Source organism: Methylobacterium sp. yr668, from assembly GCF_900116245.1.
Taxonomy (GTDB): Bacteria; Pseudomonadota; Alphaproteobacteria; order Rhizobiales; family Beijerinckiaceae; genus Methylobacterium.
Genome location: NZ_FOZY01000015.1, coordinates 126,986 through 145,656, shown reverse-complemented (window position 1 = coordinate 145,656; position 18,671 = coordinate 126,986). Strand labels below are relative to the sequence as shown.

22 protein-coding genes are annotated in these 18,671 nt (G+C 73.0%); 3 read left to right on the top strand and 19 right to left on the bottom strand.

The genetic code is table 11. The annotated features are described in order from the left end of the window. Positions 1–738 (bottom strand): elongation factor Tu (locus BM419_RS19325; protein ID WP_139257077.1); only part of this gene is annotated, 738 nt, incomplete at its 3' end. A 308-nt stretch (positions 739–1,046) separates the two neighbouring features. On the opposite strand from BM419_RS19325, the gene BM419_RS19320 reads away from it, so the two are divergent. Continuing rightward, on the top strand, positions 1,047–1,910 hold the full coding sequence (locus BM419_RS19320) for an outer membrane protein (protein ID WP_020093755.1): 864 nt from the start codon (positions 1,047–1,049) through the stop codon (positions 1,908–1,910). A gap of 167 nt (positions 1,911–2,077) precedes the next feature. On the opposite strand, the gene phnN is transcribed toward BM419_RS19320, so the two are convergent. Genes phnN through phnG form a run of 9 tightly spaced genes read right to left on the bottom strand, consistent with a single transcriptional unit; the run spans position 2,078 to position 8,784 of the window. Further along, positions 2,078–2,608 (bottom strand): phosphonate metabolism protein/1,5-bisphosphokinase (PRPP-forming) PhnN, encoded by a 531-nt coding sequence (phnN, locus tag BM419_RS19315; RefSeq protein ID WP_091927391.1) that lies wholly within the window; start codon positions 2,606–2,608, stop codon positions 2,078–2,080. Further along, on the bottom strand, positions 2,608–3,744 hold the full coding sequence (locus BM419_RS19310; RefSeq protein ID WP_091927390.1) for an alpha-D-ribose 1-methylphosphonate 5-triphosphate diphosphatase: 1,137 nt from the start codon (positions 3,742–3,744) through the stop codon (positions 2,608–2,610). Before BM419_RS19310 ends, phnN begins: the two co-directional genes overlap by 1 nt. A gap of 11 nt (positions 3,745–3,755) precedes the next feature. Further along, positions 3,756–4,463, bottom strand: a complete 708-nt coding sequence (gene phnL, locus BM419_RS19305) for a phosphonate C-P lyase system protein PhnL (protein ID WP_020093758.1) — start codon at positions 4,461–4,463, stop codon at positions 3,756–3,758. Continuing rightward, entirely contained in the window at positions 4,460–5,233 is a 774-nt protein-coding gene (gene phnK, locus BM419_RS19300) for a phosphonate C-P lyase system protein PhnK (protein ID WP_020093759.1), read from the bottom strand. Before phnK ends, phnL begins: the two co-directional genes overlap by 4 nt. Continuing rightward, positions 5,230–5,703 (bottom strand): GNAT family N-acetyltransferase, encoded by a 474-nt coding sequence (locus BM419_RS19295; RefSeq protein ID WP_091927389.1) that lies wholly within the window; start codon positions 5,701–5,703, stop codon positions 5,230–5,232. The genes phnK and BM419_RS19295 overlap by 4 nt, the downstream gene beginning before the upstream one ends. A gap of 8 nt (positions 5,704–5,711) precedes the next feature. Next, positions 5,712–6,599: an alpha-D-ribose 1-methylphosphonate 5-phosphate C-P-lyase PhnJ gene (locus tag BM419_RS19290; protein WP_091927388.1), complete on the bottom strand. Its 888-nt coding sequence runs from the start codon at positions 6,597–6,599 to the stop codon at positions 5,712–5,714. After that, the gene (locus BM419_RS19285; RefSeq protein WP_091927387.1) at positions 6,596–7,708 is read right to left on the bottom strand and encodes a carbon-phosphorus lyase complex subunit; all 1,113 of its coding nucleotides are present in this window, start codon (positions 7,706–7,708) and stop codon (positions 6,596–6,598) included. The genes BM419_RS19290 and BM419_RS19285 overlap by 4 nt, the downstream gene beginning before the upstream one ends. 3 nt (positions 7,709–7,711) lie before the next feature. After that, entirely contained in the window at positions 7,712–8,299 is a 588-nt protein-coding gene (gene phnH, locus BM419_RS19280) for a phosphonate C-P lyase system protein PhnH (protein ID WP_091927386.1), read from the bottom strand. 2 nt (positions 8,300–8,301) lie between these two features. Next, a complete protein-coding gene (gene phnG / locus BM419_RS19275; protein WP_091927385.1) occupies positions 8,302–8,784 on the bottom strand; it encodes a phosphonate C-P lyase system protein PhnG in 483 nt (160 codons plus the stop codon). Positions 8,785–8,863: 79 nt separating this feature from the next. Here phnG and phnF point away from each other — a divergent pair, with 79 nt between their 5' ends. Further along, positions 8,864–9,607: a phosphonate metabolism transcriptional regulator PhnF gene (phnF, locus tag BM419_RS19270; protein WP_091681753.1), complete on the top strand. Its 744-nt coding sequence runs from the start codon at positions 8,864–8,866 to the stop codon at positions 9,605–9,607. A gap of 152 nt (positions 9,608–9,759) precedes the next feature. Here the strand turns inward: phnF and phnE (BM419_RS19265) are convergent, their stop codons facing one another. From phnE (BM419_RS19265) to BM419_RS19235, 7 genes are all read right to left on the bottom strand, one after another. Continuing rightward, on the bottom strand, positions 9,760–10,626 hold the full coding sequence (gene phnE / locus BM419_RS19265) for a phosphonate ABC transporter, permease protein PhnE (RefSeq protein WP_020093766.1): 867 nt from the start codon (positions 10,624–10,626) through the stop codon (positions 9,760–9,762). After that, on the bottom strand, positions 10,623–11,504 hold the full coding sequence (phnE, locus tag BM419_RS19260; RefSeq protein ID WP_020093767.1) for a phosphonate ABC transporter, permease protein PhnE: 882 nt from the start codon (positions 11,502–11,504) through the stop codon (positions 10,623–10,625). Before phnE (BM419_RS19260) ends, phnE (BM419_RS19265) begins: the two co-directional genes overlap by 4 nt. Positions 11,505–11,520: 16 nt before the next feature. After that, entirely contained in the window at positions 11,521–12,447 is a 927-nt protein-coding gene (gene phnD / locus BM419_RS19255) for a phosphonate ABC transporter substrate-binding protein (protein WP_091927399.1), read from the bottom strand. A 118-nt stretch (positions 12,448–12,565) separates the two neighbouring features. Then, positions 12,566–13,414, bottom strand: coding sequence for a phosphonate ABC transporter ATP-binding protein (gene phnC / locus BM419_RS19250; protein WP_091927384.1), 849 nt, complete (start codon positions 13,412–13,414; stop codon positions 12,566–12,568). Between the two features lie 114 nt (positions 13,415–13,528). Next, positions 13,529–14,149: an LbetaH domain-containing protein gene (locus BM419_RS19245; protein ID WP_091927383.1), complete on the bottom strand. Its 621-nt coding sequence runs from the start codon at positions 14,147–14,149 to the stop codon at positions 13,529–13,531. Continuing rightward, positions 14,142–14,828, bottom strand: a complete 687-nt coding sequence (locus BM419_RS19240) for a DUF1045 domain-containing protein (protein ID WP_091927382.1) — start codon at positions 14,826–14,828, stop codon at positions 14,142–14,144. Before BM419_RS19240 ends, BM419_RS19245 begins: the two co-directional genes overlap by 8 nt. A 25-nt stretch (positions 14,829–14,853) precedes the next feature. Then, complete coding sequence (locus tag BM419_RS19235; protein ID WP_091927381.1) at positions 14,854–16,002, bottom strand: ceramide glucosyltransferase; 1,149 nt, start codon at positions 16,000–16,002, stop codon at positions 14,854–14,856. Between the two features lie 196 nt (positions 16,003–16,198). On the opposite strand from BM419_RS19235, the gene BM419_RS19230 reads away from it, so the two are divergent. Then, positions 16,199–17,827, top strand: a complete 1,629-nt coding sequence (locus BM419_RS19230) for an inorganic phosphate transporter (protein WP_091927380.1) — start codon at positions 16,199–16,201, stop codon at positions 17,825–17,827. An 89-nt stretch (positions 17,828–17,916) separates the two neighbouring features. Here the strand turns inward: BM419_RS19230 and BM419_RS19225 are convergent, their stop codons facing one another. Further along, positions 17,917–18,168 (bottom strand): hypothetical protein, encoded by a 252-nt coding sequence (locus BM419_RS19225; RefSeq protein WP_091681764.1) that lies wholly within the window; start codon positions 18,166–18,168, stop codon positions 17,917–17,919. A gap of 3 nt (positions 18,169–18,171) precedes the next feature. Further along, complete coding sequence (locus tag BM419_RS19220) at positions 18,172–18,579, bottom strand: Ros/MucR family transcriptional regulator (RefSeq protein ID WP_020093775.1); 408 nt, start codon at positions 18,577–18,579, stop codon at positions 18,172–18,174. Between the last annotated feature and the right edge of the window lie 92 nt (positions 18,580–18,671).

The following is an 18,671-nucleotide window of genomic DNA, read 5'->3' as shown; positions in this document are numbered from 1 at the left end:
CTCGACTTCCTCGCCCACCTTCACGATGCCGCGCTCGACGCGACCCGTCACCACCGTGCCGCGGCCCGAGATCGAGAACACGTCCTCGATCGGCATCAGGAACGGCATGTCGATCGGACGCTCCGGCTGCGGGATGTAGCTGTCCACGGTCGCCATCAGCGCCAGCACCGCCTCCTTGCCGATCTTCGGCTCCTTGTCCTCGAGCGCCATCAGCGCCGAGCCCTTGGTGATCGGGATGTCGTCGCCCGGGAAGTCGTACTTCGACAGCAGCTCGCGCACCTCCAGCTCGACCAGCTCCAGGAGCTCCTCGTCGTCGACCATGTCGACCTTGTTGAGGAACACCACCAGCGCCGGGACGCCGACCTGGCGGGCCAGCAGGATGTGCTCGCGGGTCTGCGGCATCGGGCCGTCGGCCGCCGACACCACCAGGATCGCGCCGTCCATCTGCGCCGCGCCCGTGATCATGTTCTTCACGTAGTCGGCGTGGCCGGGGCAGTCCACGTGCGCGTAGTGACGGTTCTGCGTCTCGTACTCCACGTGCGCCGTCGAGATCGTGATCCCGCGCGCCTTCTCCTCGGGCGCCTTGTCGATCTGGTCGTAGGCCGTGAACGTCGCCCCGCCCGTCTCGGCCAGGACCTTCGTGATCGCCGCCGTCAGAGACGTCTTGCCGTGATCGACGTGGCCGATCGTGCCAATGTTGCAGTGCGGCTTGGTGCGGGAGAACTTTTCCTTGCCCATGATTCCCATTCCTGCGGCGGGGACCACGCAAGGGCCCCGGATCCTGGTCCGCCGCCCCGAAGTTCCGACAGGGGCGAAAAACGCGGTCCGCTTAGAGGGTCGGCCGCCAGGGATCAAGCTCCGCGACGCGCGGGGGCGCGCCGACCGGCCCCGCTGTCAAGCCGCGGATGCGAGTCTTGAACGCCGAAACATCAATCACAGGCAGTATCCGCGCCGCTTTCGCGCCACAGTGTGGCTTCGCGGGCATAGCGGGATCCGTGCGGCCGAGCTTAAGTGGCGACAACAACGCGTAACCTCGGACCCCCGCCATGATGAAGAAGCTCCTCCTCGCCACCGCCGCGACGGCCCTGGTCACGACGGCCGCCTCCGCCGCCGACCTGCCGCGCCGCGCCGCGCCGCCGCCGGTCTTCACGCCGGTGCCGGTCTTCACCTGGACGGGCTTCTACGCCGGTCTCGAGTCGGCCTACACCTTCACCGACCGCGAGCGCATCACGACCGTCGGCGTCCAGCCCGGCAACGCCACCAACGTCGCCCTCGGCCGCCGCCCGTTCGCGACCTCGACCTCGCAGGACGGCTTCGCCAACATCGGCGGCACCGCCGGCTACAACTACCAGTTCACGCCGGGCGCCGGCATCGTCGTCGGTATCGCCAACAGCATCGACTGGACGGACATCACCAAGAACCGGGTCGTGCTCGGCACCGGCAACGTCGCCGGCGGCCCGCCGAACATCAGCCAGTTCCGCCAGAGCCTCGACTGGCTCGGCACCCTCACCGGCCGCGTCGGCTACGCCTTCGACCGCGTCCTGGTCTACGGGATGGGCGGCCTCGCCTACGGCAACGTGTTCCACGACGCCAACTTCTACACCCCGGGCGGCCGCCTGCAGTTCGCCGGCCGCTACGACGACTTCAAGACCGGCTTCGCCTACGGCGGCGGCATCGAGTTCGCCCTGCCGACCGACAGCTTCCTGAACACCTTCGCGCTCGGCCGCTACATCGGCATCAAGTACGACGCCATCACGGTGAAGGCCGAGTACCTGCACTACGACCTCGGCAGCCAGAACGTGCTCGTCGGCGCGGTCCCGGGCGTGGGCAACGGCGCGTACATCTCGCGCTTCCGCACCGAGGGCAGCATCGTCCGCGCCGGCTTCAACTACAAGTTCGGCGGCATCTGAGTCGGACGACCCCGGGGTCTCCCCGGCGGATCCCAGCGAGGGCGGGTGCCGGCATCGGCGCCCGCCCTTTTTCGTGGGTCGCGCGCGCCGCGCGGCCGGCGCGTGAGACCCGGATCGCGCCCCGCGAACCGCGACCGGGATCGCGGACCGAGCCGCCGAGAGCCGCGTCAGCAGGCGCGCAGGTGCGCGACCAGCCGCGCGGCCGCCGCCTCCGCGGGGCCGGTATTGAGGATCGTCAGGTCCGCGGTGACGCCCCCCTCGCGGGCCAGACGCGCGGCCAGGTCGCCGTCCTGCGCGCGGCCGCGGGCGGCGATGCGCCGCGCCAGAACCTCGGGGGGCGCCGTGATCTCGACGACGCTCACCCGCGGGCCGCCCGCCCGCGCCCGCGCGACGACGCGGCGCGAGACGTTGCAGACCACCACGTGGCCGTCGGCGACGCGCCGGCCGACCGTCTCCGGGAGCGCGTAGCCGAGGCCGTGGGCGCGCCAGCTCAGGGTGAAGCGGCCGGCCGCGCAGCCCTCGGTGAAGGCCGCCTCGTCGATCTCGTCGTTGTCCTCGTCGGCCGAGGGGGGGCGGGTGACGAGGCGGCGCGGGAAGACGTAGCGCGGGTCGTCGGCGAGCGCCGCCCGGGCGAGCCGGATCAACGTGTCCTTGCCGGCCCCGCTCGGGCCGACCACGAGGACGAGGCAGCCCGCCATCAGGCGACCCGCCGGCCGGCGCGCCAGACCTGGCGGACCACCGGCACGCCCTCGGCCCGCTGCACGCGCACGAGATCGGCCCGCAGCCCGGGCGCCAGGGCGCCGCGATCGGTCAGGCCGGTGGCGCGGGCGGGGTTCGACGTGACGGTGGCGAGCGCCGCGGGCAGCGTGATCCCGGGCGCCTGCTCGGGCAGCAGGAAGGCCGCCATCAGCAGGCTCGCCGGCACGTAGTCCGACGACAGGATGTCGAGGTGCCCGGCCTCGGCCAACGCCAGGGCCGCGACGTTGCCGGAATGCGAGCCGCCGCGGATCAGGTTCGGCGCGCCCATCATCACGGTGAGGCCCTGTCGATGCGCGGCCTCGGCCGCCTCGAGAGTGGTAGGGAACTCGGCCAGCCGCACGCCCTCGCCGACCGCGAGATCGACGTCGGCCAGGGTGGTGTCGTCGTGGCTCGCCAGCGGGATGCCCATCTCGCGGGCGAACTGGACGAGGGCCGGCCGGTTCTTCGCGTTGAGCGCCCGCCCGTCGCGGACCTTGCGCTCGGTGTTGGCGCGGATCTCGTCCATCGGCCGGCCGCCGCGGGTGGCGTAGGTGTAGTACTTCTCCATGTCGCGGAACTGCCGCTGGCCGGGCGTGTGGTCCATCAGCGAGATCAGCCCCACCGGGTAGCGGGCCGTGAAGGTCGCCACCGTGTCGAGCACGTCCAGGGAGGGCAGCTCGCAGCGCAGGTGCGTGAAGTGCTCGGCCCGGAACAGGTCGGCGGCGCGCGCGGTGGCGATGGCGCCGGCGAGCTGCTCCAGCTCGGAGCCGAGGCCGCTGCCGTCCGGATCGCTGCCGGCACGGAGCGAATCGAACACCGTGGTGATTCCCGAGGCGGTGATCTGCGCGTCGTAGGCCAGGACGGCGCCGAGGGGATGCCAGCGCACCTTCGGGCGCGGCGCGAAATGGCTCTCCAGGTGGTCGGTGTGCAGCTCGATCAGGCCGGGAATCAGGTGGTCGCCGTCGAGATCGAGGCCGCGCGCGGGCGGGCGCCCCTCGCCGACCTCGGCGATCGCCCCGTCCGAGACCGCGAGCCAGCCGCGCTGCACCCGGTCCGGCAGGACCAGGGTCGCGTTCTCGAGGATGAAATCGTCCATCGTGAGGATCCTCAGGCTGCCCGGGCTTGCGGCGCGAAGCGGGTGACATCGACCACCCGGGTCGCCACAGCGTCGCGCATCTCGCTGTCGTGGAAGATGCCGAGCACGCCGGCCCCGGCCCGGAGCTTCTCACGGACGAGCTCGGCCACCACGGCGCGGTTCTCGGCGTCCAGGGAAGCGGTGGGCTCGTCGAGGAGCAGGAGCGGCCGGTCGGCGATCAGGCCGCGGGCGATGTTGACCCGCTGCTGCTCGCCGCCCGAGAACGTCGCGGGCGGCAGGCCCCAGAGCCGCTCCGGCAGGTTGAGCCGGGCCAGCAGGGTCTCGGCCCGCGCGCGCGCCGCCGCTTCGGACAATCCGCCCTCGCGGCCGGCGGCCTCGACGACGTCGAGGGCCGGGACCCGCGGGATCACCCGGAGGAACTGCGACACGTAGGCGATCACCCGCGCCCGCAGCGCCAGGACCGCCCGCGGATCGGCCCGGACGACGTCCACGACCGTCGCGCCGTCGCGGACCAGGATCGCGCCGCCGTCGCAGCGGTAGTTGCCGTAGGCCATCTTCAGCAGCGAGGATTTCCCCGCTCCGGACGGGCCGCCGAGCACCACGCACTCGCCGGGCTCCACGGACAGGCTGACATCGCCCACCACCGGCAGCACGACGCCGCCGCGCAGGTGCAGGGTGAAGCTCTTGGCGACGGTCTCGAAGGTCAGGAGCGCGGTCATGCGGCGAGCACCGAGGCAACGAGGAGCTGGGTGTAGGCGTGCTCGGGATCGTCGAGCACCCGGTCGGTGAGGCCGGTCTCGATCACCCGGCCGGCGCGCATGACCATGATCCGGTGCGAGAGGAGCCGCGCCACCGCGAGGTCGTGGGTGACGATGATCACCGCGAGCCCCAGCTCGGCCGAGAGCCGGCGGATCAGGTCGAGGAGCCGGGCCTGGACCGAGACGTCGAGGCCGGAGGTCGGCTCGTCCATCAGCACCAGGCGGGGGCCGGTGACGAGGTTCCGGGCGATCTGCAGGCGCTGGCGCATGCCGCCGGAGAACCGCGTCGGCGGGTCGTCGATCCGGTCGGCGGCGATCTCGACGCGGCCGAGCCAGTCGAGGGCCTGGGCGCGGATCCGCCCGTAATGGCGGTCGCCGAGCCCCATCAGCCGCTCGCCGACATTGCCGCCGGCCGAGACCGCCATGCGCAGGCCCTGGGCCGCGTCCTGGCGGACGAAGCCCCACTCGGTGCGCATCAGCGCCCGGCGCCCGGCCTCGCTCAGGGTGGCGAGGTCGCGCAGCGCGCCGTCGCGCATCCGGTAGGCGACCGTCCCGGAATCGGGCGCCAGCTCGGTGGCGATGAGGGAGAGGAGCGTCGACTTGCCGGAACCGGATTCGCCCACGATCGCCAGAACCTCGCCGGGGACGAGGTCGAACGACACGTCGGCGCAGGCGAGCCGGGCGCCGTAGCGCTTGGTCAGGCCGCGGACCTGAAGCAGGGATTCGCTCATCGGGTCGCCTCCGCGGCGTCGGGCAGGAAGGGGGGATCGAGGCGGAAGCTGTAGCCGTAGCGCTCGAAGCCGAGGCTCTCGTAGAAGGCGTGGGCCGGCTTGGCGTCGACGTTCGACGACAGGGCGAGCTTGTAGCAGCCCCGCGCCTCGGCGAGCCGGGCCGCCTCGTGCATCATCGCCCGGCCGAGACCGCCGCCGCGGTGCCGGGACGCGACCACGACACTCTCGACGAGCGCCGAGGGCGTGCCCCAGTGGGCGATGTTGTCGAGGATGACGAGACAGAAGGTGCCGACGACCGCGCCGTCGCGTTCGGCCACGTAGAGCCCGTAATCGGGATAGGCCGCGAGCCGGTCGAGCAGCGCCCCGGCCTGTGCCAGGGTCGCCACCCGCCCGCCGTTCAGCTCGGCGTAGAGGTCGAGGATCGCGGGCAGGTCGGGCTTCCCGGCCCGGCGGACCGTGAGGTCGGTCATAGCGCGTCTCATGCCGCGTCCCCCGTGCCGACATGGCCGTCCGCGCGGCGCCCCTCGCAATGGTCGGTGTCCGAGCAGACGAACATGCGCCGGCCCGCATCGTCGAGCAGCACCTCGTCGAGATAGACGCCCTCGGCACCGCACAGCGCGCAGGGATGCTCGAACGCCTGGATCCGGAACGGGTGGTCCTCGAAGTCGAGGCTGCGCACCCGCGTGTAGGGCGGCACCGCGTAGATCCGCCGCTCGCGGCCCGCGCCGAAGAGCTGGAGCGCCGGGCAGTCGTCCATCTTGGGGTTGTCGAATTTCGGCGTCGGCGACGGGTCCATCACGTAGCGGCCCGCCACCTCCACCGGGTACGCGTAGGTGGTGGCGATGTGGCCGTGGCGGCTGATGTCCTCGTAGAGCTTCACGTGCATGGCGCCGTACTCGGCCAGCGCGTGGAGCTGGCGGGTCTCGGTCTCGCGGGGCTCGAGGAAGCGCAGGGGCTCGGGGATCGGCACCTGGTAGACGAGGGTCTGCCCCGCGGTGAGCGGCGTCTCGGGGATGCGGTGGCGGGTCTGGATCACCGTTGCCTCCGCGGTGCAGGTGGTGGTGGCCACCCCGGAGGTCTTGGCGAAGAAGCGGCGGATCGAGACCGCGTTGGTGGTGTCGTCGGCGCCCTGGTCGATGACCTTCAGCACGTCCGAGCGGCCGAGGATCGCGGCCGTCACCTGCACGCCGCCGGTGCCCCAGCCGTAGGGCATCGGCATCTCGCGGGAGGCGAAGGGCACTTGGTAGCCCGGCACCGCGATGGCCTTGAGGATGGCCCGGCGGATCATCCGCTTCGTGCCCTCGTCGAGATAGGCGAAGTTGTAGCCCGGTTCGCTCTCCGGGCGGTGCGCGATCGCGGCGCTCATTCGGCGGCCTCCTGCATCTCGACGGCGTCGGACCCGCGCTCGAACTCGGTACGTAGCCGGCGAACCAGCTCCAGCTCGGCCTGGAAGTCGACGTAGTGGGGCAGCTTCAGGTGCTCGACGAAGCCGGTCGCCTGGAGACTGTCGCAGTGGGCCAGCACGAATTCCTGGTCCTGGGCCGGGCTCGCCACCGGCTCGCCCAGCTCCTCCGCGCGGAGCGCCCGGTCGACCAGGGCCATCGCCATGGCCTTGCGCTCGCTCTGCCCGAAGCTCAGCCCGTAGCCGCGGGTGAACTGGGGCGGGGCCGCCCCCGAGCCCTTGAACTGGTTGACCATCTGGCACTCGGTCAGCCGCACCCGGCCGAGCGGCACCGCGAAGCCCAGCTCCTCGGGCACGAACTCGACCGCGACCTCCCCGACCCGGATCTCGCCGACGAACGGGTGGGTGCGGCCGTAGCCGCGCTGCGTCGAGTAGGCGAGGCCGAGCACGAAGCCCTCGTCGCCCCGGGCCAGCGCCTGGAGGCGCAGGGCCCGGTCGGCAGGGTAGTCCACCGGCTCGCGGGTGAGGTCGCCCGCGGGCGCGCCGTCGTCCGGCGGCGAGGGCTCGATCAGGCCGTCCCGGGCCAGCAGGTCGGTGACCCGCGGGCAGGTGCCGGCATCGGCCCGCGGCGCGGCCTCGGCGGCGGGCTCGATCCCGGCTTCGGACTCGGCCGCGAGCGCGAAGTCGACCAGCCTGTGGGTGTAGTCGAAGGTCGGCCCGAGCACCTGCCCGCCGGGCAGGTCCTTGAAGGTCGCGGAGATCCGGCGCTCGACCGCCATGGCGCCGGTGTCGACTGGCGCGGAGGCGCCGAAGCGCGGCAGCGTGGTCCGGTAGGCCCGGACCAGGAACACCGCCTCGACGACGTCGCCGCGCGCCTGCTTGAGCGCGAGCGCCGCGAGGTCCGGATCGTAGAGCGAGCCCTCGGTCATGACCCGGTCGACGAGCAGCGCCATCTGCTCCCGGATCTGCGCCACGGAGAGCTCCGGCACGGCCGGGTCGCCGCGGCGCGCCTCGGCGAGGAGCCGGTGGGCGTTGTCGATGGCGGCCTCGCCGCCCTTCACGGCCACGTACATGGATCAGGCCTCCGTCACCGTCGTGGAGCGCGGCAGGCCGGCCACGCGGCCGGGCGCCGTCAGGATCAGGTCGACGCCCAGGGGGAAGCCCGCGCGGTTCTCCGCTAGCTGCGCCGCGAAGCCGTCCGGCAGGGGCGCCGGCGCGATCCCGGCGGTGCCCCGGATGCCGGGGCCGGACAGGCACAGCCCCTCCCCCTCCGCGAGCGCGTCGAGGGCGAGCACCAGCGTCGTGGCGGTGTCGGGATAGGTCGGCGTCCCGGGGGCGAATCGGCTCAGCGGCGGGCAGCGCGCCGGGTCGCTGACCAGCGCGAAGGCCGCCGCGGCCGGGTCGCCGGTGAGCGGCGCGCCGGTGTGGAAGCGCAGGTATTCCCCGACCTCCGGCGCCGCGGCGAGGGCCGGATCGAGCCAGACCGGCGTGTCGGCGTCGGTGAGCGTCAGCGCGACGGCGGCCAGTTCCGGCGTCAGAGGCGCGGGCGGCGCGAGGCCCGGCGCGAGGGGCCGGACGCGTCCGGGGCGGGCGAGGGCGTCCATCACGGCGCGGAACGTGTCCTGCGCGTCGTGAACCGGGTCGGCGAAGCCGGGGGCGAGCATGCTCAATCCTCTCCGCGGGCGAGGGTCAGGAAGTCGACCCGGGTGGCGGCCGTGCGCCGGGCGGCCCGATCCCGGGAGGCCGCGAGCCGCCGGGCGGCGGGCTCCAGGGCGGCCTCGACCCGGGCGCGCCGGACCGGATCCTGCCAGAGGGCGTCGAGGATCGCGGCGAGCCGCGCCTTCGCGCGGTCGCGGCCGAGATGGTAGGCGAAGCCCGCCGGACCGTCCGCGAGGCGGATGGCGGCCCGGGTCACGCTGACCTCGCCGAGATTGAACGGGCGACCCTCGCCGCCGATCCGGCCCGACGCCATCACGAGACCGGTCTCGGGCGGACGCAGGTCCGCGGCCGCGGGCGCTTCGAGGCCCGACACGGCCGCCTCGAGGGCCGCCTCGAGATCCGCGCGGCTCGCCTCGGCACAGAGGGCCATGACCGCTTGGCGCGCCGCGGTCTCGCCCTCGGATCCCGGATGTCTCGGGGTCGTCGTCATCGCGAATCCCTTCGTCGCTCGGTTGTCTAGGTGTATAGACAACTGGCGTGCGCCGCACAAATGAAGTTTGGATGACAGGATGGATGCGCAGGAGCAGGCGGCCGGCCTCGTCCGGGGCGAGGGGCTGACGGCGTGGCGGCAGATCGCCGACGCGCTGACGGCCGAGATCGCGGCGGGACGCTACGCGCCGGGACAGCAGCTCCCCGCCGAGGCCGCGCTGGCGGCGCGGTTCGCGGTGAACCGGCACACGGTGCGGCGCGCCCTCGCGGCGCTGGCCGAGGGCGGGCTCGTGCGCGCCAGCCAGGGCCGGGGCACCTTCGTGGAGGAGGCGCCGCTCGCCTACCCGATCGGGCCGCGGACGCGCTTCTCCGAGATCGTCGCCGGGGCCGGGCGCGAGGCCTGGGGCGACCTCGTCGCGGCGACCACGGTCCCGGCCGGGACCGAGCAGGCGGCGTCCCTGGCCCTCGCCCCCGGCGCGCCGATCCTGGAGCTGCTGACGGTCCACCGGGCGGACGGCGCCCCGCTCTCGACGGCGCTGACCTGGCTGCCGCTGCCGCGCTTCGCGGGTTTCGCCGAGGCCTACGCGGCGCGCGGCTCGATCACCCGGGCCTTCGCGACCTGCGGCGTCCACGACTACACCCGGCTCTCGACGCGGATCCGGGCCCGCCCCGCGGATCCCGCGGAGGCGCAGCGCCTCGACATCGCGCCGGGGCGGGTCGTGCTGGTGGTGTCGAGCGTCAACATCGATCCCGCCGGCGTGCCGATCCAGGCGAACCGCACCCTGTTCGCCGCCGACCGCGTGGAGCTGGTGATCGGCGGGTGATGCGATGCCCGCGCGACGTCCGCGCGACCTCCGCGCGATGTCCGCGCGACGGCCTCGGCACTCCGTCCTCGCGAGCGGAGCGAAGCGAGCCGGGGCAGAGCGACCCTGGGTCATTGCGCTCCGCGCGTGATGCCGGAAAGCCGAGGCCTCCCTCAGCGCGCCGCCGGCCCGATGATCGCCCGGCGCAGGCGGGTCGAGACCCAGTCGATCGCCGCCACGGTCACGAGGATCATCAGCACCAGGAAGGCGACCTGCTGCAGCTCCAGCACGCGGATCAGCTCGGTGAGGTACTGGCCGATGCCGCCCGCGCCGACGATGCCGATGATCGTCGCCGAGCGGGTGTTCGACTCGAAGAAGTAGAGGACCTGGCTCGCCAGCACCGGCAGCACCCCGGGGATCAGCCCGAAGCGGATGCGGTGGAGCGCCGAGCCGCCCGAAGCGACGACGCCCTCGCCGGCCCGCTTGTCGCAGGTCTCGATCGCCTCCGAGAACAGCTTGCCGAGCGCGCCGAAATCCGAGCACGCGATCGCGAGCGCCCCGGCGAACGGGCCCAGGCCGACGACGTTGATCCAGATCAGCGCCCAGATCAGCACGTCGACCGAGCGCATCACGTCGAGGCCGCGGCGGACCGCGAACCGCGCGAACGGGTTGGGCACGACGTTCCGCGCCGCCAGGAACGCCACCGGGAAGGCGAGGATCGCCGCCGTCAGCGTGCCCAGGAAGGCGATGCCGAGGGTCTCGCCCAGCGCGTGCAGGAAGGTCCAGAACTGGCCCTCCGGCGATGGCGGCAGCATCAGCACCGCGAAGGTGCCGAGCCGCCCGAGCCCGTGGAGGATCCGCGCCACCGAGAAGTCGAGGCGCCAGTAGCCGAGCGCCGCAAGGCCCACCAGGACGACGAGCAGGGCGGCGAGCCGCGCCCGCCCCGGCCAGTCGGTGCGGAACTGCGCGGGGTAGCGCGCGCGCAGGCGGCCGAGGTCGGCCCGGGCCGCCGCCCGCAGGGTCTCGGGACGCGCGCTCATCGGGCGTGCTCCGCGCCGATCAGGCGGTGGCGGACCCGCTCGGTGACGAGGTCGATGCAGAAGACGGTCAGGATGATCAGCACGAGGATCGCGCTCACGTCCGCGTAGTAGAAATTGCGGATCGCCACGAGGAATTCCTGGCCGATGCCGCCGGCGCCGACGAAGCCCATCACCCCGGCGCCGCGCACGTTGATCTCGAAGCGCAGCAGCGCGTAGGAGGCGAAGTTCGACAGCACCTGCGGCAGGACCGCGAAGCGCACCGTCTGGACCCAGGTCGCGCCCGAGGCCGACAGGCCCTCGACGGGCCGCATGTCGATGTTCTCGACCACCTCGGAGAACAGCTTGCCCAGCGCGCCCGTGGTGTGGATCGCGATGGCGAGCACGCCCACCATCGGGCCGAGGCCGAAGGCGATGACGAAGATCAGCGCGAACACGACCTCTGGGACGGTGCGGCACAGTTCCAGGAGGCGCTTGGCGCCGACGCGCAGCACGCGCGACCGCACGAGGTTGGCGGCGGCCACGAAGCTGAGGGCGAAGCCCGCCAGCCCCCCGAGCAGCGTCCCGAGATAGGCCATGAGCAGGGTCTCGCCCAGCAGGCCCAGCCATTTGGGCAGGCCCCAGTACCAGGCGCGGACGTCCTCCAGCGGGTGCTCGAGGCTGATCGGCGGCAGGATCTGCTGGATGTAGGCGGTGAACTTGCCGATGTTCTCGGCGAAGACCAGCGGCCGCACCTCGGCGATCAGGCCCGCGACCACGGCGAGCGCCGCCACCAGGGCGAAGCCCGCCAGCGTGCGGCGGCGGGCCTCGCCGGTCGCCGCCGCGTAGAGGCCGGAGAGGGCGGCTGCCCGCTCCGGCGACAGGGGTGTCAGGCCGCGCAAGGCGGGCGGCTCCGGATCAGGACTTCCGGCGCTGCTCGTCGTTGAACCGCAGCATGTCGATGATCGGCTGGTAATCCTTCAGGGTCACCGGCGTGAGATCCTGGTCCTTGCCGTCGGAGAGCCGGTCGAACGCGGCCTTGTCGGCCTTCGGCAGGGCCACGAAGGCGTCGCGGATCTTGGCCTTCAGGTCGTCCGGCAGGCTCGCCAGCACGGCGAAGGGCCCCTCCGGCAGGAAGTCGGACTTGAACACGACCCGGAAGTCCGACTGCTGCATCGGCGTGCCGTCGGGCTTCTTGAGCATGCCCTTGGCGGCCATGCGGGTGACCATCGTGTCGGTCTCGGAATTCCACAGGTTGGCGGCGGCGTCGGCCGTGCCCTGGGTGAGCGCCAGGACGGCGTTCTCGTGGCTGCCCGCGTAGAAGGTCTTGCCGAAGAACTTCTCGACGTCGTAGCCGGCCCGCTTCAGGAAGAAGCGCGGCGCCTGGTTGCCGGAGGTGGAGTTCGGATCGACCAGCGCGAGGTTCTTGCCCTTGAGATCCTCGACGGTCTTGTAGGGGCTGGAGGCCAGCACGTAGACCACCGAATAGTAGCCCGAGGCGCCGGTCTCGTGCTTCTGGTTGACGATCGGCTCGATCTTGACGCCGGTCATCACGGCCCGCGCGAACGAGGCTGGCCCGTACCACGCGATCTGGATGTTGCCGGCGCGCTGGCCCTCGATCACGGCGGCGTAGTCGCTCGCCACCCGCAGCTTGACCGGCACGCCGAGCGCCTTGGTCAGGTAGGCGGTGAGCGGCGCCCAGCGGTCGGCGGTGCCCGAGGCGTTCTCGGCCGGGATCACGCCCAGCGTCAGCTCCGGATACTGGGCCTTCCAGTCCTGGGCGGCGGCCGGCAGGCCGAGGAGGGCGAGGGCCGCGGCGGCGGCGAGGGTGCGTCGGGTGATCATCGGGTCGTCCTTCGTGGCGTCGGCGAGGTTCGGCCGGCCGGAGGCCGGTCGGGCGTTTCCAAGACGGTGCATTTTGGCGGTGCGCTCTGGCGGTGCTTGTTGGGGCCCGGGGCCCGGATCAGGCGCCGAGGGCGGCCTCGCGGACCGGGCGGACCGGTACGAGACCGGGCCGGCCGGGCATCGCGGCCCGCTGCTCCGCCTCGCGCTGCGCGGAATCGTCCAGCACCTCGCCGGCCTCCAGGCCGTAGAGCCGGCGCGCCACGTCCTCGGTGAGGTCGAAGGGGCCGCCCTCGAACACGACCCGCCCGGCCGCGAGGCCGACGAGGCGGTCGCAGTAGGCGCGGGCGAGGTCGAGGGAGTGCAGGTTGCACAGCACCGTGATGCCGTAGCGCCGGTTCACGTCGGCGAGCGCGTCCATCACGAGCCGCGTGTTGCGCGGGTCGAGCGAGGCGACCGGCTCGTCGGCGAGCAGGATCTCGGGTTCCTGCACGAGGGCGCGGGCGATGGCGACGCGCTGCTGCTGGCCGCCCGACAGGCCGTCGGCCCGCTGGCCCGCGAACTCGCCCATGTCGAAGCTCTCCAGGGCGGAGAGGGCCATGGCGCGGTCCTCGGCGGACCATTGCCGGAGCAGGGCGCGGTGGGTCGGCACGTGGCTGAGGCGCCCCATCAGCACGTTGGTCATGACGTCGAGCCGGCCGACGAGGTTGAATTGCTGGAAGATCATGGCGCAGCGGGTGCGCCACTCGCGCAGCGGGCGGCCGCGCAGGGTGGTGACCTCGCGGCCGTCGTGGAGGATGCGCCCCGAGCTCGGATCCGCCAGCCGGTTGATGAGGCGCAGCAGCGTGGACTTGCCGGCACCGGACCGGCCGATCACCCCGACGAAGCTGCCGGGCTCGATCCGGAGCGACACGCCGTCGACGGCGCGTCGGTCGCCGTACTGGCGCGTGAGATCCTCGATAACCAGCATGCCACCATCCGCCGGGGAACGGCCGCACGTAGACGCCGGTTTGACGACGATTGGATGACGTATTCGGAACGATTATATTTGCCGGCGCAGCATCTCGGCTTTTCGATAGCCGACTTAATCTTCGTGGCGCTCCAGGAATGCTTCGATGGGCAGCCCGCGGAAGTCCGGCAGCGCCCGGCGCAGGCGCTCGTGGTCCCAGTCCCACCACGCCAGGCGGGTCAGACGGTCCGCGACCGCCTCGGGGAAGCGGCGCCGGACCGGCCGGGCGGGATTGCCGACGACGATCGTGTAGGGCTCGACGTCGCGGGTGACGATGGCGCCCGCCCCCACCACCGCGCCGGTGCCGATCGTGCGCCCGGGCAGGACGACCGCGCCGTGGCCGATCCAGACGTCGTGGCCGATCGCCACCGGGCTCGCCCGGCGCCGGTCGAAGAAGGCGGGCTCGTCCAGTTCCTCCGGCCAGTAGGCGCGCGCCCGGTAGGTGAAGTGCGCCTGCGACGCCCGCTCCATCGGGTGGTTGCCGGGATTGATCCGCACGCTGGCGGCGATCGAGCAGAACTTGCCGATCGCGGTGTAGATCACCTCGCCGTCCTCACCGATGTAGGAATAGTCGTCGAGGGTCGTCTCGGTGAGGCGGGTGCGGGCGCCGACCTCGGTGTAGCGGCCGAGGCGGCTGTCGACGACCCGGGCGCTCGGATCGAGCGCGGGTTCGAGGCCGAGGGGGCGGTCAACCACGGGCCTCTCCGAAGGGCAGGCGCGCCAGGAGCCGGAACGGCCCCGACCCGTCCTGGGTCAGGAGGCTGACGGCGTCGATCCGCAGGGGCTCCGGTCCCGCGGCGGCGTAGGCCTCGGACAGGCGCCGGTGCCAGAGGTCGCGCTCCGCCTCCGGCAGGGCGTCGGTCAGGGTCATGTGGAAGCGGAAGGCCTCGAACACGTAGGGGTAGCCCCAGCGGTCGAGGAGCGCGCGGCCGCGCGGGTCGAGGCGCTCCGGCCGGCGCTTGGCGCGCTCGGCCTCCGTGAGCGGTGCCCGGAACGGGTCGAGGGCGGCGACGCACTCGGCGGCGAGGAGCCCGAGTTCCGGCGGGGGTGTCTCCGGCACCAGGGCGAGGAACGGCCCGAGGGCGGCGACCCGGAGCGGCCCCACCGACACTGGCGGGTGCGCGGCCGCGAGGGCGCGGGCGGCGGCCACGAGGTCGGCCTCCCCGGTGCCCGGGGCGAGGCGCAGCGGCGCCTTGAGGGTGGCGTGGAACCCGTAGACCCGCGCGCCCGCCGTGACGGGTGCGAGATCGCCGAGCCCCTCCGGGTGCGGGACCGGCAGCCCGGTGACGTTGTCGGTGCCGAGGACGGAGCGGCCGAAGGCTTCGAGGCGCGAATCCGGGGCGGGCAGCCAGTAGAGGGCGTAGCGGCGCGACACGTCAGGGCCTCCGATCGCCGGGCGGTCAGGCCGTCGGCGCGTAGGTGCGCGCGTCGGCGGCCCGCCGGGGGCGCACGTCCATGGCATTGCCCCGCCACACGATGGCGCTCCGCATCCAGGCGCCGACCCAGATCGCCGGGATCAGGGCGTCGCGCGCCAGGAAGGCGGCCAGCGTGCGGGGCGAGCGGTGCCAGCCCGCGCGGAGAGCGAGCCGGTGCTCGGCGGCATAGCACAGGGCGGCGAGGCCGGCAGCGCCCGCGAGGCCCGCGAGGCTTCCGGCCCAGAGGGCGACGAGGAGCGCCGGCAGCAGGACGCCGCTGCCGATCTCGGGGGCGAAGAACAGCGGGAAGGTCACGCGGCGCAGGCGCGCCCAGCGCAGCTGCCGCGACCAGACCTCCCGGAAGCCGCGCGGGCCGAGCGGCTGCTCGAACGGGCTCGCCACGAGGTGGACCCGCTTGCCGGCGGCGCGCACGAGCTTGGTGGCGGCCGCGTCCTCGGCGATCTCGGCCGCGAGCGCCTGGAGGCCGCCCTGCGCCTCCAGGAAGGGCTTGTGCCAGAGCATGCTCTTGCCCTGCGCGAAGCCCAGCCCGAAGGCCTCGGCGGCGTATTGCCAGCGCGCCTGCAGGGTGTTCAGGAAGGCGCACTCCACCTCCGCCATGAAGCTGCCCGGGCGGGCGCCGGCCGGGGTGGAGCAGACGAGGCCGGTATCGGCGCGCCACGCCGCCTGCAGCCGCTGGAGGTAGTCCGGCGGCATGGCGACGTTGGAATCGGCGAGCACCACCCAGTCGTGGGCGGCGGCGCGCCAGCCGCGCAGGCAGTTGTTGAGCTTCGGGTTGGCGCTGACGCGCTCGTCGCCGCGGATCAGGCGGGCGGGCACGTGCGGGTGGGCCTCGATCAGGCGCTCCACCATCGGGACGATCGGGTCGGCCGGGTCGGCCACGCAGAAGATCAGCTCGTAGGACGGGTAGTCGAGACGGAAGCTGCGGAGGAGCATCTCCTCGCTGTAGGCCTCGACCCCGCGCAGGGGGCGGACCAGGGAGACGGGCGCGCCGTCCGGGAACCGCGACGGGCCGTGGTCCCGGCCGAGGCGCCGGGCCGCGACGGCGATGCTGCCGATCTGGACGACGGCCAGGAGCGCGCCGAGGGACAGGGCCGGCACCGTGGCGTCAATCATGCGGATCCCTCGTGCGATCGGGCGAGCGGTCCGGTCCGCTAGCGGCCGGACCGCGTCAGGCGTGTGACAGCGCCGCCCGACGCTCTCGGACACGCTCTCGGACACGCTCGCCGACGCGCGGCGTCGCGGGCCGTCACCCAACCGTCACCGCGCGGTTTTAATCCCGCTCACCACGAAAGATTCCGCGCGAGGGTTCATGTCCGATACCGCCGTGATGCCGTCGGGGGCGGTGAAAGGCCGGCAGGCGGGCGGCCCGCGCCTCGACCACGGGATGCATCTCGGCGGGGTGGTGGCGTTCCTGCTCGTCCTCGTGGCGGGCCTGGGCTACGCGGTGGTGAGCCTCATCGCGGACATGAACGCGGTCGGGGAGGCGCCCCTGGCCTACGGCGCCTTCGCGCTGCTCGGCCTCGCCCTGCTGATCGCCCTCGCCTTCGAGTTCGTGAACGGCTTCCACGACACCGCCAACGCGGTCGCCACGGTGATCTACACGCACTCGATGCCGCCGCTCGTCGCGGTGATCTGGTCGGGCGTCTTCAACTTCCTCGGCGTGATGCTGTCCTCGGGCGCCGTGGCCTACGCGATCGTCACGCTGCTGCCGGTCGAGCTGATCCTCAACGTCGGCTCGCACGCGGGCTACGCGATGATCTTCGCGCTGCTGCTGGCGGCCATCATCTGGAACCTCGGGACCTGGGCGTTCGGGCTGCCGAACTCGTCGTCCCACGCGCTGATCGGCTCGGTGCTCGGCGTCGGCCTCGCCAACCAGCTGATGAACGGCGGCGACGGCACCGCGGGCGTCGACTGGACCCAGGCGCTCAACGTCTTCAAGGCGCTGCTGTTCTCGCCGGTCTGCGGCTTCGTGCTCGCGGCGCTGCTGCTGCTCGCCCTGAAGGTCACGGTCCGCCGCAGGGACCTCTACGAGGCGCCCGCGGGCGAGGCGCCGCCGCCCCCGTGGATCCGCGGCCTGCTGATCCTCACCTGCACGCTGGTCTCGTTCTTCCACGGCGGCAATGACGGGCAGAAGGGCATGGGCCTGATCATGCTGATCCTGATCGGCGCCGCCCCCACCGCCTACGCGCTCAACCGCACCATGGCGGACGACACGACGCCCGCCTTCGTGCAGGCCTCGACGGCGGCGAGCGCGGTGTTCGCCGCCCGCGCCCCCGGCGCCGCGGTGCCGGACGCCGCGGCCGCGCGCCGGACCGTGACGGAGGCGCTCAAGACCAAGGCGCTGAACACGCCGCCCGTCTACGCGGCGCTGGCGGCGCTCTCGAACGACATCGCCGCCAGCGTGAAGAATTACGGCGCGATCCGCACGGTGCCGGCCGCCCAGACCCAGAACCTGCGCAGCGACATGTACCTCGCCGCCGACGCGGTGCGCGTGCTGCCGGGCGCCGGGGCGGACTTCTCGGAGGCCGACAAGGCCGACCTGAAGCGCTACGCGGGCCTGCTCAACGACGGCACGCGCTACATCCCGGGCTGGGTCAAGGTCTGCGTCGCCCTGGCGCTGGGTCTCGGCACCATGGTCGGATGGAAGCGCATCGTCGTCACGGTGGGCGAGAAGATCGGCAAGACCCACCTGACCTACGCGCAGGGCGCCTCGGCCGAGATCGTCGCCGCCGGCACGATCGGGCTGGCCGAGCTCTACGGCCTGCCGGTCTCGACCACCCACATCCTGTCGTCGGGCGTCGCCGGCACGATGGCGGCCAACGGCTCGGGTCTCCAGATGTCCACGGTGCGCAACATGGCGCTCGCCTGGATCCTGACCCTGCCGGCGGCGATCACCCTCGCGGCCGCTCTGTTCTACCTCCTGCGCCACCTGTTCTGACGCGTGTCCGGCCGGACGGGCCGGAGACCGCGCTCCGCCCCCCGACGAAGCGACCCGGTCTCCGGCTTCCCGCAGCGCGCCCCGGCGCTTCAGGAACTTGCCATCGCCCGCACGAAGGCCAGGCAGGTCCGGCGCGCCGCCGGACTGTCGATCGCCACGAAGGCCGAGACGAGGTCGGCCGCCTGGGTCATGGCCGCGTCGGGCCGGTCGGCATCCGGGTAGAAGCTCGCCACCGGCACGTCGAGGATGCCGGCGATGCGGCTCAGGGCGTCGCTCGTGCGCGCCGCCCCCGGTAACGGCGCGCGGTCCCGGGCCGGATCCGCGGAGGCGTCGGGCGCCATCGCTCAGGCCGCCTTGTGGCCGAGCTGGATCGCCCGGGCGATCTCCGAGCGCCGCGCGGCGTAGCCCGGGGCCACCATCGGGTAGTCGGCCGGCAGGCCGTACTTCGCCCGGTACCGCTCGGGGGTGAGGCCGTGCGCGGTGAGGTGGCGCTTCAGGGTCTGGTACGACCGGCCGTCGATGAAGCTGATCAGGCCGTCCTGCTGGATCGAGGCATCGACCTGCGACTGGCTCAGCCCGACCCCGCCGAACTCCGACGGCGCGCAGCGGAGCACCGCGATCGCCGTGTGCACTTGGTCGATCAGCGCCGGCAGCGCCGTGACCTCGATCGCGTTGCGCGAGACGTAGGCCGCGACGATCGCGCCGACCTTCTCCAGCATGAAGGTTGAACGGTGGTCGGTGAGGTGGTCCATCTGAGACATCGCTGTTCGAGGGCGTCCCGATCCGCATGCCCCGTCTCCGGTGGACCCGCTCGCGCGGGCTTTGCGGGACGAAACCGAGGCGA